This is a genomic window from Flavobacterium sp. W21_SRS_FM6 (assembly GCF_052119645.1).
Taxonomy (GTDB): Bacteria; Pseudomonadota; Gammaproteobacteria; order Enterobacterales; family Alteromonadaceae; genus Paraglaciecola.
This window is the reverse complement of record NZ_JBGQOM010000008.1, coordinates 131,077-146,456: the sequence shown is the minus strand read 5'-3', so window position 1 is coordinate 146,456 and position 15,380 is coordinate 131,077. Positions and strand designations below refer to the sequence as shown.

12 protein-coding genes are annotated in these 15,380 nt (G+C 40.5%); 8 read left to right on the top strand and 4 right to left on the bottom strand.

Features of this window, described 5'->3' with window-relative positions:
- Positions 1 to 17 precede the first annotated feature (17 nt).
- Genes ACEN2L_RS14505 through ACEN2L_RS14495 form a run of 3 tightly spaced genes read right to left on the bottom strand, consistent with a single transcriptional unit; the run spans position 18 to position 5,601 of the window.
- Positions 18 to 1,490 (bottom strand): CsiV family protein, encoded by a 1,473-nt coding sequence (locus ACEN2L_RS14505; RefSeq protein WP_441744715.1) that lies wholly within the window; start codon positions 1,488 to 1,490, stop codon positions 18 to 20.
- The gene (gene mfd / locus ACEN2L_RS14500; protein ID WP_441744713.1) at positions 1,490 to 5,002 is read right to left on the bottom strand and encodes a transcription-repair coupling factor; all 3,513 of its coding nucleotides are present in this window, start codon (positions 5,000 to 5,002) and stop codon (positions 1,490 to 1,492) included. Before mfd ends, ACEN2L_RS14505 begins: the two co-directional genes overlap by 1 nt.
- Positions 5,002 to 5,601, bottom strand: coding sequence for a hypothetical protein (locus ACEN2L_RS14495; protein WP_441744711.1), 600 nt, complete (start codon positions 5,599 to 5,601; stop codon positions 5,002 to 5,004). Before ACEN2L_RS14495 ends, mfd begins: the two co-directional genes overlap by 1 nt.
- Before the next feature lie 154 nt (positions 5,602 to 5,755).
- On the opposite strand from ACEN2L_RS14495, the gene ACEN2L_RS14490 reads away from it, so the two are divergent.
- The 7 genes from ACEN2L_RS14490 (at position 5,756) to ACEN2L_RS14460 (ending at position 13,248) form a co-directional block, all read left to right on the top strand.
- A complete protein-coding gene (locus ACEN2L_RS14490) occupies positions 5,756 to 6,967 on the top strand; it encodes a lipoprotein-releasing ABC transporter permease subunit (RefSeq protein ID WP_441744709.1) in 1,212 nt (403 codons plus the stop codon).
- Positions 6,968 to 7,116: 149 nt separating this feature from the next.
- Positions 7,117 to 7,677 carry a phosphoribosyltransferase gene (locus ACEN2L_RS14485; protein ID WP_306022000.1) on the top strand — a complete coding sequence of 187 codons (561 nt, stop codon included), beginning with the start codon at positions 7,117 to 7,119 and terminating at the stop codon, positions 7,675 to 7,677.
- Positions 7,678 to 7,743: 66 nt separating this feature from the next.
- A complete protein-coding gene (locus ACEN2L_RS14480) occupies positions 7,744 to 8,127 on the top strand; it encodes an MmcQ/YjbR family DNA-binding protein (protein WP_441744707.1) in 384 nt (127 codons plus the stop codon).
- Positions 8,128 to 8,701: 574 nt separating this feature from the next.
- A complete protein-coding gene (locus ACEN2L_RS14475) occupies positions 8,702 to 9,862 on the top strand; it encodes an alpha/beta hydrolase-fold protein (RefSeq protein ID WP_441744705.1) in 1,161 nt (386 codons plus the stop codon).
- A 458-nt stretch (positions 9,863 to 10,320) separates the two neighbouring features.
- The gene (locus ACEN2L_RS14470) at positions 10,321 to 11,427 is read left to right on the top strand and encodes a PIN domain-containing protein (RefSeq protein ID WP_441744704.1); all 1,107 of its coding nucleotides are present in this window, start codon (positions 10,321 to 10,323) and stop codon (positions 11,425 to 11,427) included.
- Positions 11,428 to 11,716: 289 nt separating this feature from the next.
- Positions 11,717 to 12,334, top strand: coding sequence for a dioxygenase family protein (locus tag ACEN2L_RS14465; protein ID WP_441744702.1), 618 nt, complete (start codon positions 11,717 to 11,719; stop codon positions 12,332 to 12,334).
- Positions 12,335 to 12,411: 77 nt separating this feature from the next.
- On the top strand, positions 12,412 to 13,248 hold the full coding sequence (locus tag ACEN2L_RS14460) for a LytTR family DNA-binding domain-containing protein (protein ID WP_441744701.1): 837 nt from the start codon (positions 12,412 to 12,414) through the stop codon (positions 13,246 to 13,248).
- A gap of 166 nt (positions 13,249 to 13,414) precedes the next feature.
- On the opposite strand, the gene ACEN2L_RS14455 is transcribed toward ACEN2L_RS14460, so the two are convergent.
- Complete coding sequence (locus ACEN2L_RS14455; RefSeq protein ID WP_441744699.1) at positions 13,415 to 14,236, bottom strand: alpha/beta fold hydrolase; 822 nt, start codon at positions 14,234 to 14,236, stop codon at positions 13,415 to 13,417.
- 220 nt (positions 14,237 to 14,456) lie between these two features.
- Here ACEN2L_RS14455 and ACEN2L_RS14450 point away from each other — a divergent pair, with 220 nt between their 5' ends.
- Positions 14,457 to 15,350 (top strand): alpha/beta fold hydrolase, encoded by an 894-nt coding sequence (locus ACEN2L_RS14450; protein ID WP_441744697.1) that lies wholly within the window; start codon positions 14,457 to 14,459, stop codon positions 15,348 to 15,350.
- Positions 15,351 to 15,380 lie beyond the last annotated feature (30 nt).

Below are 15,380 nucleotides of genomic sequence, written 5' to 3'. Positions count from 1 at the left end.
ATAACTGCTAATTAGGATTAATTACTGTTTTCAGGCTGATGTGGATCGTCCGGCCATTGATAGCGAGTGATATAGACCACCATGCCAAAAAGAGGATGATCGAAATAATGCAGTTGTTTGCTGATCACTCGCTTGAAATGTTTGACGTTGATGCTTTCGAGCTTATTGGCTTGGGTGTTTTGTTCTCCTAGCAATATCGTATTCTGTGTATTGGCTTTGTGTTGTAATGCGGCGTCAAATACGGGCTGTCGATAATCAAAACGACTGTCGATGTGCAAATACGGAGTGCGCCCTACGTTTTGCAAGTAGACCTTTAGCTCACCATCAAGCTGCCAAATCTCATTATCTCGCTGGTACACATAGTTAAGGGGCTTGTCGTTAGAAGATTCTGTTTTAGACGTGACAAAAAAGGTTTCGAGATCTAAGGGCTCGTCTGACTGCTCTAATTGGGCATAAATATCGGCAAATAAGGCTTGATTGGCCATCAATGCCGCCCCCGTATTGTGCTCAGCCAACTCTTGTTCACTCAGCGACGACAGCTCATCAGTAGGTTGATAAGGACTGTCTTGTTCTCTAAGGGCGTTATCGGCTTTTAAACGGCCCTCGATGGTAAAGGTTTTGCCGTAGTTTTGCCCCGCAAATAAACGTAGCGCTTTGGCCTTATTGCGGCCAAATTTCACCTCTTGTCGCCAACCAGCATAAAGTAAAGGCTGAAGGTCCCGTTGACGATTGATGCTGTTATATAAATTGCTTAAATTGAGCTCGCTTTGTGGAAGTAAAAAAGCCTGACCTTTGTGCTGCACGCTACGACCATTGATTTTAACTGGTACCTTGGCAATATTTTGCAGGGAATTGGGATTGTCTGGTGGCGCTTTAAAGGGGTTTGCCAGTAAGGTCAGTTGCTCTTTAAACACACATGGAAGCTGCTTGGGTATTTGCCACTCCAGCCAATTTATCGATAAATCTTGTGCAACATATTCCCCCTCGTTGCTTGCACGATTATCTGCAACAGGCAGCGTTTTGTTAAGAGCAACTTGCTGCGGAGTATTTACTACATTTGTTGCTTGTGTGGCAGCTAAGCTCGTGCTGTCATTGGCGCTCGCTTGCCCCGCTTTTATCTCTGTATCTTTAGGTGCAGGAAATATAAATCCTGTGTCGATTTGCTTTTGTTTTTCAGCACGACTTGATGCTAAGCAAAACGGCAAACCTGCTCGCAGATAGCTTAAGTCTGGACGTAAATACGGCGTCAGTAAATCCAAAGCGTTAGTCGGCTCTGCACTTATCGCTTGATGAGCAAACTTTTCTGATAAGGCGCTTAAATTTGAATCATGTTTGAAGATGATCACTTCAACATCAAACCACCAATCTTGCTCAGCAGCTAAGACATGATGATGGCATAAGCCGAAAGAGAGCCCTAGCAACAGCATCTTTGCCGCCTGTTTTAAGGGCGAAACCGGCACATATAAGGGAGATTGTTTGACTGAAGACATTAAGCGACTCTTGTTTGTTGGCTAAATTGCGTAAGCATATCTGAAACTAACTTAAGTCTATCTGCCCCTGATTGAGTAGGCACGTTAAATTTCAATTTTTGCGGGCCGTCTAATTTATAAATACGAGGTTGTGACTGAATAAGCCGTATAATAAAACCCGGATCAATCTTGGTTTGCTGTGAAAATTCAACCACACCACCAGTAGGGTATGCCTCTACTTTATTGATACCAATGACTTTGGCTTGCAGTTTTAAATGGGCAATAGTTAACAGGTTTTTAGCCGCCTCTGGTAATAGTCCAAACCGGTCGATTAGCTCTATTTGCAACTCGTTAATAGAGCGCTCGTCTTTGCAGCCAGCTAGTTTTTTATACAAGGAGAGGCGCGTATTCACATCACCAATATAATCATCAGGAAAAAGCGCCGGTATACGTAAATCAATATCGGTTTGGGTAGATAAGGCGTAATCAAGAGAAGGTTCGCGCCCTTCTTTTAAGGCTTCTACCGCTTGCTCTAGCATTTCCATATACAAGGTAAAACCAATACTGGATATTTGGCCTGACTGGTCATCCCCCAATAATTCACCGGCACCACGGATTTCTAAGTCGTGGGTTGCTAAGGCAAAACCTGCTCCTAAGGTCTCTAAAGACGAAATGGCATCGAGGCGTTTTCCTGCGTCTTTGGTAATCCGTTTGGGATGAGGAGTAAGTAAATAAGCGTAAGCTTGATGGTGTGACCGTCCAACACGACCGCGTAATTGATGCAATTGCGCCAAGCCCAGATGATCAGCCCTGTCCATGACAATGGTATTAGCTGATGGCACATCAATACCCGTCTCAATGATAGTGGTACATAGCAATACGTTAGACCGCTGGTGGTAAAAGTCAGTCATGACTTTTTCTAATTCCCGTTCTCGCATTTGCCCATGGCCAATGGCGATACGCGCTTCGGGCACAATTTGGGCGATTTCTTCAGCTACTTTTTCAATGGTGTCTACCTCATTGTGTAAGAAGTACACCTGACCACCACGTAAAATTTCACGCATGATGGCTTCACGAATTATGTCATCGCTGCGCTGTTGCACAAAGGTTTTAATGGCTAAACGTTTGGCTGGTGGCGTGGCAATAATGGATAAATCGCGCATGCCACTTAACGCCATATTTAAGGTTCGTGGTATCGGTGTGGCTGTGAGGGTAAGAATATCGACATCGGCTCGCAGTGCCTTAAACTTTTCTTTTTGACGTACACCAAAGCGGTGTTCTTCGTCGATGATCACCAAACCTAAATCTTTAAATTTAATGTCGTCTTGCAGTAATTTGTGGGTTCCCACCACAATATCCACTTGACCGGCTTTTATCGCTTCTACAGTTTGTTTACTGTCTTTACTACTGACAAAGCGTGACAGTACTTCAATTCTAAACGGCCAATTAACAAAGCGGTCTTTAAAGTTTTCATAGTGTTGCTGAGCAAGTAGGGTAGTCGGCACTAAAATAGCGACTTGTTTGCCTTGATTTGCCGCTAAAAAAGCGGCGCGCATGGCCACTTCCGTTTTACCAAAGCCCACATCGCCACACACCAATCGGTCCATGGCATTAGTAGAGCCCATATCTTGGATAACGGCATTAATGGCTTTTTGTTGGTCGAGGGTTTCTTCAAAGGGAAAACTGTCACTGAAAGCCTGATATTCATCCCATGCTATTTTGTAAGCGAAACCAGGTTTAGCGGCGCGCTGGGCATACACGTCGAGTAATTGCGCTGCGACATCACGGACTTTTTCAGCGGCTTTTTTCTTGGCTTTACTCCAAGTATCATTACCTAAGTGGTGCAGCGGTGCGTGCTCGAGGTCGCCGCCACTATATCGACTGATGAGGTGTAAAGAAGCAACCGGCACATATAGCTTGGCTTCTTTGGCATATTCAATGGTTAGATATTCCGTGGTAACACCACCGGCATCAAGTGTCTGCAAACCTAAATAGCGGCCCACACCATGATCAAGGTGCACCACAGGTTGGCCGATGGCTAATTCTGCCAAATTACGAATAATGGCATTTTCATCAGTGGCTTGGCGTTTATCACGTAAGCGGCGTTGGCTGATTTTATGGCCGAGCAGTTCAGTTTCGGTAATAAATACCACGGACTGTTTGCCGTCTTGTAAGATGAAGCTGTGCTCTATTGAACCAACAGTAATCCCAAGAGGGGCGTTGTCAGTAATAAAGTCGTTAAAGTGGCTAAAGTTCTTAGGTTTAATATTGGCCTTGGCCAGAATTTCGAGTAAACCCTCTCGCCGACCTGCTGATTCGGCACTGAATAACACCCGCAGTTTTTGATTCTTCCATTGCACCATTTTTTCTTTTAACGATGACCAAGGCTCTTTTAACTGTGGTTTCAGTCCAATGTCGCCAATCGCACTGGTACTAAAATGAAAATGGCCACTTTTGCTATCCGCATCCACTGGTGATTTACTGCTGCTTTGCTCGATGGTGACACGGGGCCATGTTTTAAAGGCGGCAAATAGCTCTTCATTACGCATAAACAAGTCAGCAGGCGGCAATAATGGCCGAGCTAAATTAAAGCGTAACTGCTCATAACGTTTATTTACATCGGCCCAATATACATCGCACGCAGCGCTTAAATCGCCCAACATCATCACCAGCGTATCGTTATGCAGATAATCAAATAAGGTCGCGGTTTGTTTGAAAAATAAGGGCAGGTAGTATTCGATTCCGCCGGGCATTAAGTTTTTGCCTACCTGATAATAAATCGACTCTTTGCTGTTATTGGCGTCAAATTTTTCAAGGTATTGTTGCCTGAATAACAGGCTCGAGTCTTTGTCTGTAGGGAATTCACGTGCGGGCAATAAACGAATCTCTGCCACTTTGTCACCCGAACGCTGAGTTTCCGGATCAAAGTAGCGAATGCTATCTACTTCGTTGTCAAATAAGTCTATCCGATAGGGCTGGCGACTACCCATCGGATAAAGATCGATAATACTGCCTCGAATTGAAAACTCACTGTGACTCATTACTTGATTAACATGCAAATATCCGGCGCGCTCTAAGCCAGAGCGAAATTGATTAATATCTAGGGTCTGACCGTTTTTAAGCAGTAATAGATATTTACCAATGTAGTCGACTGGCGCCATGCGCATCATCAAAGTATTGATGGGCACAATAAAAATACAACGTTCGTTTTGGGTGAGTCGATATAGGGTTTCAAGACGCTGTGAAACAATATCTTGATGGGGCGAAAAACTGTCATAAGGCAGGGTTTCCCAATCAGGAAAAAGCTGCACCTCAATCTCAGATTGGAGTAAAAAGTAATCTAACTCTTTTTCGAGCTTAATGGCGCTGGGCGTATCCGCGGTCACCAATAACAAGGGGCCACTAATTTGTTCGGCGGCACTGGCAATAGACAAAGCCAAACTGCTGCCGTGCAAATTACGCCAGTGAATAATGTCGTTTTTTTGTTTTAGTTTATTGGCCGGTAGTGGTGGAGTAAATATACTTAAAGTCATTAATGTTGTTCGTTCTTTTGTTGCTTGAGTTTACGCAAATTAGCGGCTTGTAAATGCAAACTGGCGCGAACCAGTAAATCTTGGTCTTCTTCTCGAATACAGCTGTAAATCATCGAAACATGATGCTCTTCATCAATCAGTTCATTCGCGATAACTTCAGCAAAACAAAAAATGGCCGCTGATTCTTCAGGAATAAAGATTTTCAGTTCAACCTGCAGACCCACATCTAAGGCTTGTTTACTTTTGATAATGATCCCACCGCCCCCAAACTTATCGCTGCTGTAATTTAGCGCAGGGTCATCTTCGTGCTTCAGGATCAAAGACATCATCAAATCAATTTTACGGCTTTGATGATTTAAGTACTCTACCAATTCGCTCGCATGATCAGATAAGCCCCGCAGGTGGCGTAAACTTTTGTTATCAATGGCTGCCAATTCGCTGGCAATTTTAAACGCATAGGGCATGTGTTGCGGCAAATCAATGGGCTCAGGTAGGGTAAAATGACTGTCTAATACTCGCATGTTCACGTGAAGATCATGTTTAATCATGAAAAACTCTTCAAACTGCTGATGTTTCTGCGCCAAGGTCAAATTTCGCATTAATGCTCCTAGTCACTGCTCGTCATAGACAAGCAATTGGTTTAGTTGCTTGTGGGAGTCAAAACAAGCACGTATTATTCATTAACATTTACTCTATACCAACAGTAAACCACTAATTATGTTTTATTTTTTGTTAAATCGAGTTTCACACTAAATGTATTACCCTTTATCAGCCTTCATTGGTTTACGATACGCAAAAGCCGCCAAAGGTAGTCACTTTATTGCCTTTATTAATTTATTTTCAGTGATAGGCATTGCTTTAGGGTTGATGGCCTTACTGACCGTATTAGCGGTAATGAACGGTTTTGAAGCTGAATTGAAACTACGAAACTTAGGGATCACTCCGCATATCTTGGTGCAACATGAGGATACTCAACGAGACACCCCTCAAGATTATACGGCAATTGCAGAAGTAAGGGCTCAAGCCGAACAAATAGATTATGAGGGTTTAGTGCAATCACCCTCAGCCTTACAAGGTGTTATGGTGCAGGGCATTGACCCGGCCGTCATGAATCAAAACTCAGTCATCGCCAATAACCTATTAGTGGGCAGTTTAAATAACCTTGTTGCAGGTCAATATGGTGTAGTTATTGGGCATGCTTTAGCCCGTAAATTAAATTTAACCATCGGTGAAAAAACTCGTCTGTTTGCCGCTAAAAATAGTTTTTTTGGTCCTTTCGGCCGCTCATATAACCAGCGTTTATTTACGGTGGTAGGGGTGTTTGATATGGCTTCTGCTTTAGATGACAAAGTGGTGTTACTCAATATCGAAGATGCCGCTAAATTAATTCGTAGTAATGTGCAAGATGTCAGTGCAACCCGTTTATTTTTGCATGACGCGTTTACTTATTTACCCATCGTGCAGCAATTAAATGCAAAGGGGCTGCGCACCACAGATTGGCGCACGCAGCAAGGGGCTTTGTTTGATGCGGTCAAGATGGAAAAGAATATGATGTCCCTGATGTTACTGCTTATTATCGCGGTAGCGGCTTTTAATATTGTATCGGCGCTGGTCATGGTCGTCACTGAAAAACAGGGGGATATTGCCATATTGCTCACGCAAGGAATGACGCGCAGTAAGGTCATGCAAATCTTCCTGTTTAATGGCGTTTACAACGGTATTAAAGGCACCGTATGGGGCTTGGCGGGGGGATTGTTACTGGTATTTCAATTAAATAATATTATCGAGCTATTTAACCTGCCGATTTATCTTGGCCCTGATGGTCAAGGGCTACCCATTCAACTTGAATGGCAGCAAGTGTTAGTGCTGGTTGCTACGTCTTTGGGCTTGTGCTTTGTGGCCAGTCTTTATCCGGCATTTCGTGCAGTAAGAGTCGAGCCAGCCTTAGCCCTTAAATACGAATAAACGCTGATTCAGCAGCCTAGCGTGTTTTTTTCATAATTGCGTCACAAAGTACGCTTACTTAGGGTTATAATGCGCGATTAATTATTGTTTTATGCTTGGTAATGAGCGAAGCAATCCGTCTCAGCAGGCACATTTAAAGGTTAGATTTCATGGAAAAAACGTTTATCACCGCACAACAATTACTTGAAGACTCTTTTCGTGTTGCAGCCCAAGTATATGAAGATGGCTTCAGACCCACCTTTATTATAGGCATTTGGCGTGGTGGTGCACCTATTGGTATTGCGGTACAAGAATATTTTGATTTTAAAAAAGTAGTCACTGATCACATCGCAGTTCGTACTTCTTCGTATTACGGCATCGACCAGCAATCTAAAACCATTAAAGTGCATGGCCTGCATTATTTGATTGAAAACGCCAATGCCGACGATACCTTATTAATTGTTGATGACGTGTTTGATTCTGGCCGCAGTGTTGATGCGTTAATTAAGCAGATAAAAAAATTATCTCGCGCTAACATGCCTCACGATGTGCGCGTGGCGACACCCTATTACAAACCACAAAATAACAAAACCGATATCGTGCCTGACTACTACGTGCATACGTCTGATGAGTGGTTAGTGTTCCCTCATGAAATCGACGGTCTAACACCAGATGAAATACTTAACGGTAAAAAAGACTTAGTTAACGTGATGCATTTGTTAAAGCAGTAATCGTTTATTATTGCAAAATAATCGTTAAAAAATAGGGCAGGTGACTGCCCTTTTTTATGGATGGACATGATGGAATCGATAAAAAGCTATTTACTCAACAAACCTAAGACGAGTGAAAACTTTCCCTTTGGCGCAGGTGTTAGTGTATTTAAAGTGAATCATAAAATGTTTGCCTTGTTATCCTTGGGTAATATCGATAAACAGCATCCTGAAAAACCACCGAGTTGGTGGTTAAACTTAAAATGTGAGCCACAAGAAGCGTTGATGTTACGGGATATTTTTCCGGCAGTGCGCCCTGGCTATCACATGAATAAGTTACACTGGAATACCCTCATCCTCGATGGTTCAATTCCGCAAGGCGAGATTGAACGCATGATCGATAATTCATTTATGTTGGTGGTAAACAACATGAGCAAAAAAGATCAACAAGCTATATTGCTGCATCTATAAGGCTAAGGTGGCAGTGTGTGCAGTTTGGCACAGCAAGCTCAGTTGTGCATAAACGCTATCTTGAGGCATTAATCCTATGTTGATTCTGATGCAATCGTGATACAAGGAGGTAGTTGAAAAAAGATTTCCGTATTTAATAGCTATACCTTGATTATTCAGCCACTTAAGCAATTGTTCAGAATTGATGTGAGGGATCCTTATTTACAATGAGTAGAATTTTGATATTCAATCTTTGTTTGCGACTTTGAAAATGATTGTAATTTGAATTAAAAATGGCTATTTGCATTCTAAGGTTGGAAAAAGCTTATTTTATCTACATTCAAAAACGAATGGAGGTGGTTGGATTTAGGCAATTCAATTACTTCTTCGTGCCAAAAGCGGCTTTTCAAGCGCTACCCGATGGACGATCCCTTCTAATAATAACCGGACTGTCAAAGTGAGTAAGAAAATCCTTAATAGAGGCTAAGTCTAATGATTTTGACTTTCTAATTGGCATACTTTACCGTCACTTGGCTATTGCCTTAAACTACCAGCCGATATCAATCAACTGTTCATAATATAAAATGGAATGAATATGCGTCATCTACAAATAACTAGTTTAATACTTTTTACTTTGCTCGCTCCATATTTTGCATTGGCGAATGAGCCAGTCGAACAGTATGAAGTTTTACAGTCCAAACAGCTTGACGAAGAACGCCGAATATTAGTGATATTGCCGGACGACTATTTAACTAATACAAACAAAAAGTATCCGGTTATCTATTTACTCGGTGCATATGGCGACTTACCTATGCTTACTGGCATGTTAGAAAGACTACAAGAACAAGATGCTGCACCACACGCAATAGTTGCGATGATTGAAAATACTGACAGAACCAGAGATTTAACCCCAACGGTCAACCAAGATCCTAGAGGACCCGTTGGCCAAGGTGGCGGCGGCGATAAGTATCTCGACTTCATCGAATTTGAGCTTATTCCACACATGAATAAAACCTTTCGCACGCATGATTTTAAAATAGTCATGGGTTCGTCAATTGGCGGATTACTGGTTATCCACTCTCTGCAAAGTAGACCCCATTTGTTCCAAGCCCATATGGCATTTAGCCCAGCGGTATGGTGGGCTGACAGAACCACAGTTAAAGAAACCAAAGCTTTTATCACCAAAACCCAAAAACTTGATAACTACTTGTACATGAATATTGGTGAAGAAGGTGGCGATATGCGTTTGGTGTATGACGACTTGCATGCTTTTCTACAAAACAACTCACCCGAAAACTTTACCCTAGTTACAGATGCATTTAATAGCGTACCTCATGGGTTGACTGCGCCGGCTGGTATGTTTAACGCATTTCATCATTTATTTTTACCTATGAATATGCCAATGACAGCGTACACAGGTAACCCTGAGTCAATTGAACACTACTACCAACGTCTTTCTTTGCAGCGCGGAATTGAGACTAAACCGCCCGAAGGAAGTGTGCGTCAAATAGGCTACAACCTTGTTAATCAGCAAAAAACTGCCGCAGCTATAAGTGTGTTCAAATACAATATTAAACTCCATCCTGACTCTCCTGACGCACAGTACGGTCTTGCTTATGGTTATGAGGTAAGTGGCGATTTACAAGCTGCTTTAACTCAAGCTAATAAAGCGTTAGCAGTAGTCGATGAAAGTCATGAATACTATGATTTTTTTGTTAATGCACAGAAAACATTGAGTTTGAAAGCTACTAAATAAGCAAACTAAGAGGTAGTTTTTGAGGGTAGTTACCGTGGATTTAATCAATCTGCGCTTTCTGACTATGAATCTAAGTATGCCATTAGCCAAGTATTGTTTGAAGTTTTATGTGTATTAGGACTAGATAGCCGTCGAAGCCCCATGTTTATGAAGGGCAAGTGCACGGCAATTGCGGACGTACGCAATTCAAATTTGTACGGGGAGAATGTGCCAATTGCGGTCATTTGCTGTTGCATCCTTATTCAATTATTCAAACCACAAAACCGCCACTCGACAGGCAAATGAACGTGTCCTTAGTAAGGAAGTAAAGCCCAATAATACGCGTACTTCATGGTAGAAAATGCATACAAAAACCTTTCTAAATCCTAGCTTGTATGACAGATTACTATAATTAAATTTGATGATGTTTGGGTGTAACAGAGACTTCTACAAAATGACTGTTAATCACTAGGAAAATTATGAGCACTGAGCTAAAAAGTAGATTGATATTTCTTGATACGTCAGCATATGAAAGTAAAAATTTTCAATTTAGTGACCATGCGTTAGGAACGCTTTGTGACTTTTTAGAATCAGAGAGACTTCATTTACTCATCACCCAAATCACCATTAACGAAATTAAGGCTCACTTATTATCAAAATCAGAAGAATCAGCTAAAGCAATTAAAAAAGTACAAAAGGAGGCGATGTTCCTAAGAAATACTCCAAATCTAGCTTGTCATGGTATTTTCGATAAAGTTAACGTCGAAGAAATTTATAAAATAGTTTTGCAAAGTTTTGAAGAGTTTCTTGATAAAAGTTCAGCAGAAATTGTTGATATTAATAATGTAGATGTTTCCATTGTTTTTGATAAATATTTTAAATCAGAGCCTCCATTTGGTGGAGCCAACAAAAAATCAGAGTTCCCTGATGCATTTGTTCTTGAAGCTTTATGTAAGGTGAGTAAAGACAGAGGGCATACTTTATATGTGATTAGTAATGATGGAGATATGGAAAAATATGCCAGCACTTTAGACAACATGATTCATTTAAATAAGGTTGATGACCTATTAGATTTGGTTGTAAGAAAAGAAGAAGAATTAACAAAACCTGTAAAATTTGCGGACAGTATTTTTGAGCAACTCGAAATTAGCTTGATTAATAGTGCTAAAAAGATAATCAGTGAATCTGAATTTTATTCAGATGAAGCTAACGAATTAGATGACGAAATATATCAAATAGATATCGAGTCTGTTTGTATAAGCAACAAGAAAATGATCTCAGTATCAGACGAACATGTTGAATATGAAATTGATTTCGAAGTTACTCTAATAGCCCATTATTCAATTGCTGATTATGACCGTTCACCGTGGGATCCAGAAGACAAAGTTTATATGTTTGTGCTCCATAATCTTATTGTAAAGAAACATAGAGAAGTGTTTTCGGCTTATGTAAACATAGATTATATAGACGGAATAAGAGCTAATGCTCAGGTAACTGAGTTTGACTTTAGTGAATCTGCATTTGAATTAAATGAAAATAGTAGTGAATTAATAAGTATGAAGAGCCTAGATATAAATGGCGAGTAGCTATCGATTTGTAGTCGTATGTCCGCTGACCGCTCGGTGCCGAATATCGGCCATGTGCCAAAAGCGGACATCGGATTCATTATGGAGTGACTGACCCATACGGCCAAACCACATTATTAATCTGAAATTAGCCAAAAAATAATTCTAATTTAATGATCTGTTTTCAGATCTATAAGAATATGCCGCCTCCACTTACTATAAGAATCCATCGCTTCAGAAAATAAACGTTGTGCATTACGATCTTAAGGGGCAATTTTTAGTTGACGGCAAACAGCAAAGGCAATTAACTATGATTTCAACTTTAGCTACTCAAGCTTTACTACTAACATCTTTACTTTATCTATTTTCATCATCTGTAAGCGCCAACATCTCCAACGTAGACTCATCGTGGTTAGCCTCTTGGAATGCGGCGGTTGCGAATCGGCCTTCGGAGTTAAAGTCATTCGCAGAAATGGTTAGTAGCGATGAAGCTGGTACAAGGCTGGCGATTAAAGGTCTTGTGGTTGATCCATACGAAAACCCAGCTGAAGGTGTCATCGTTCATGCTTACCATCGAGACAATCAAGGATTTGATTTTGGTCATAATGATAAAGAGCTAACAACGTGGCGCATACAAGGTTGGGCAATTACTGATCGGCAAGGACGTTTTACATTTGACACAATCAAGGCTGCTCCTGATCACTTGGGGCGCGAAGGAGGGCATGTTCATTTCACGACAATATCCGAAGAATATGGCCGTCAATGGGCATTGAAAGCTTATTTCTCTGACGATGAATCGCTTACAGAGCGACAGAAGGCAATATCGCAAAAAGCAGGCAGGTTTGGGGCTGTACGTGAAGTTGTGCCAACTGAGGGGGGAGAGCTTATAAATGTTGCAATTAAGTTAAAGCCTGAGCCTGACTTCTAATGGTCTTTTTATTGTTATAGTATCAATGACTTCGCTAACTTAACAGTCCGGTCTGAAAATCTAACTAGGTGCTTATAGTGATAACTGGATCAGCACAAAGAAAATTACAACCAACTTTCCGAAGCGAGCCAGTTTATCTTGTCTATGCAGTCATTTTATCTGGAATAATACTGGCCATAATTCAGGACTATTTATTCACAGTAAGGCATAACACACCTTTTGTATTTTATGAGTCACTGCTTTTTAAATGCGTTTGGGTGGTGTTTGCCCTAGCTTACATTTGTTCGTATAAATCTTTTTATAAGATTAGAAAAATGTCTTATCAGAAGCTAATACTTCTATATGGGATGCTGATTATCAGTCACATTTGCATGACGACGTTTATGGTATGGGTGTTATCTTGGATTTTCAAAGAGCAAGGGTATGGGCTTGCAAAAATTTTAACTTTCACATTCTCAAACGACAGCACCAAGATCTTATTGATTTATTTCCTCTCAATTATTTACGTAAAGAAGTTATACACACCGACAATGAATAGAGAGGATGCAAAAGAGATTAGAATGACAAGTAAACCTCAGCCTAAAAGTCTCCAGATTAATAATGGAAAGCTCCATTTTCTTGTTAGTTTTGAATCTATCTATTACATTAAGGCAGATTCGCCGTATGTAGTCGTTCAGACAGAAGGAGACAGGTATTTGCACACGTCATCTTTGAAGAAAGTGGCCGAAGAACTGGATACTCGTTTTGTAAAGATTCACCGCTCATGCATTGTAAATATGAAAAAAGTAATTTCTTATAAATCCAGATTAAACGGTGACTATGATGTTAACCTTTCTGGAGACGTGCAAGTTCGCTTAAGTAGAAATTACGCCAAGAAATTTAAGGCGGTTATAGGGGATACATTGACGGTGTAATACGTCCGCTTTTCGCTCATAGCCGACCTACCACAAAATGCACAAAACAGCTGTTTTTCCAAATTAGCAGAAATTGTGACTTCCAACCTTAGAATGCAAATAGCCTTAAAAATCTATCTAAATTCATTATTAAATTATTATCTGAATTTTTGTTTTTACTGCGTTACTAAGGCGTGAGTAGTTTTCGAAATTCAGTAATGACTAATTCAGGCTCTTCGACGTGGATAAAATGGCCGCTTTTTGTGGTAGAGACAAACCTTCCGCGTGGGAACTCATTAACCCATGCCTCAAGCATGTTGGCTCTAATTTGCATCGCCTGAAGGCTGCCTATTACTAAATCATCTCCCATATCCTGAATACTAGCCAACACTGTAACTTTAACATCACCAATATCGGTAAAATCAGGTAAGGGATACTTAAGCCAGAAATCACGCAATTCATTTAAAGTACCATCTGGCCTAGGACGTTTTTTTGCAAAGCTATACCCAAAATTCTTTAGTAGTGTGATTTCCTTCTCAACTACACTAGGATCGATCTTTGCTATTATTTTACTTTCCCAATTTGTACCAGGGTCAATCAGTAATAGTGCCTTTGTTTGAACGGGATACAATTCAGCGAAATATCTAGCTATCATGCCTCCATATGAATGACCTACAAAAATCACAGGTTGGTCTATGTGTAAATGATCCAATAATTGTTTGGCTATTTTAGCGTAGTTTTTTGCACTAAGTTCGGTACTAAGATAAGAGGATTTTCCTTGACCTACTCTTGAGTAACGAATGGTTGTGCAACCATGAGATAGTTGCTCAAAAATGGGATCGAATGTATCAAGGTCAAAACTCATACCCGCTTCGAATAAAGCAAAACATGTTTTACTGTTTCCTAAAATTTGGTACTCCAAAGAGTAAGAATCAATGTTAGTAAATTGATACGGTTCTCTCGTACAGCCAAAAACAACAAAACTTATAATAAAAATATAGCGGCGCATAAAGTTCCCTTTCAATCATCAGCTGTATGTTACCCAAACATAGTTGCTGTCTTATTGACGTTTAATTTATTTCGTTAAATATTGAATAATCCGACTGGGAAATGGCGCATGGTAAGCGTTAAAAATTACTCGACGTCCACAGATTATTAGTAAACAATAAATCTCTATTTAAAGCATTTAATGAAAGCGTTGGTATCATTTAATATACAAGGATTGGGGCGTGAAAAACATCATTCAGTTAGGTCTCTTATTAACGTCGACATTTTCATTATTTACTGAAGGAACTGAAAATCTCAAACAAGGAATGGTTCATCTCAACGATGTATCTACGTATTATCAATGCGTTGGAGTAGGTGGTCCTACGATAGTGATAGAAACTGGATTGGGTGTAGCAATTTCAGATGAGTCGGAGACATCGTGGAATGCTTTTATAGAATCGGTAAGTAAAAAAAACGAAGTGTGTTTTTATGATAGGGCGGGCATCGGAAAAAGTAGTAAAACTTCAATGCCACAAACGAGTAAGGAGATTGCTGTACAATTAAATCAACTCGTATCAGCAGCAAAATTAAATGCGCCTTTCATTTTAGTTGCGCACTCAATGGGTGGGATTCACGCTAGAGTGTTTAATGACATGTTTCCAGAACGCGTGTTAGGTATTTTATTGGTTGATGCAACTCCCTATGGGTCAGATGCGTGGGCATACGCAGAAATGTCAAAACTACAACCGGAGGATACGGAAGACTACCTTTCTTTTAAAAAGCAATTTGTTCACCGACTGGAAGAACCCACTACAAACGCTGAAATGTTGAACGTTTTGGCGTCGGTTAATCAAGCAGATAACTCTCAAGACTTTGGAAATAAACCTTTAGCTATCATACAAAGAACGATGCAATATGGAACCGAATATGCTCCACCTTTTATTCCCAAAGAGTTCGAGAATAGGTGGGATAATGTTTATCGAGATTCAGAGCAGGTATTTACTTCATTATCAACCAATAGTCATTTTATTCGTTCGTCTTCTAAATCGCATTTTTTACAACTACCAACAGAAGATCTCGAGGTCACTCTGAAAGCTTTGGATTGGGTTTTTGAACAACTAAAAGAGACAGATTAATTCAAGAACTTACCATATGGCAGGCTACTA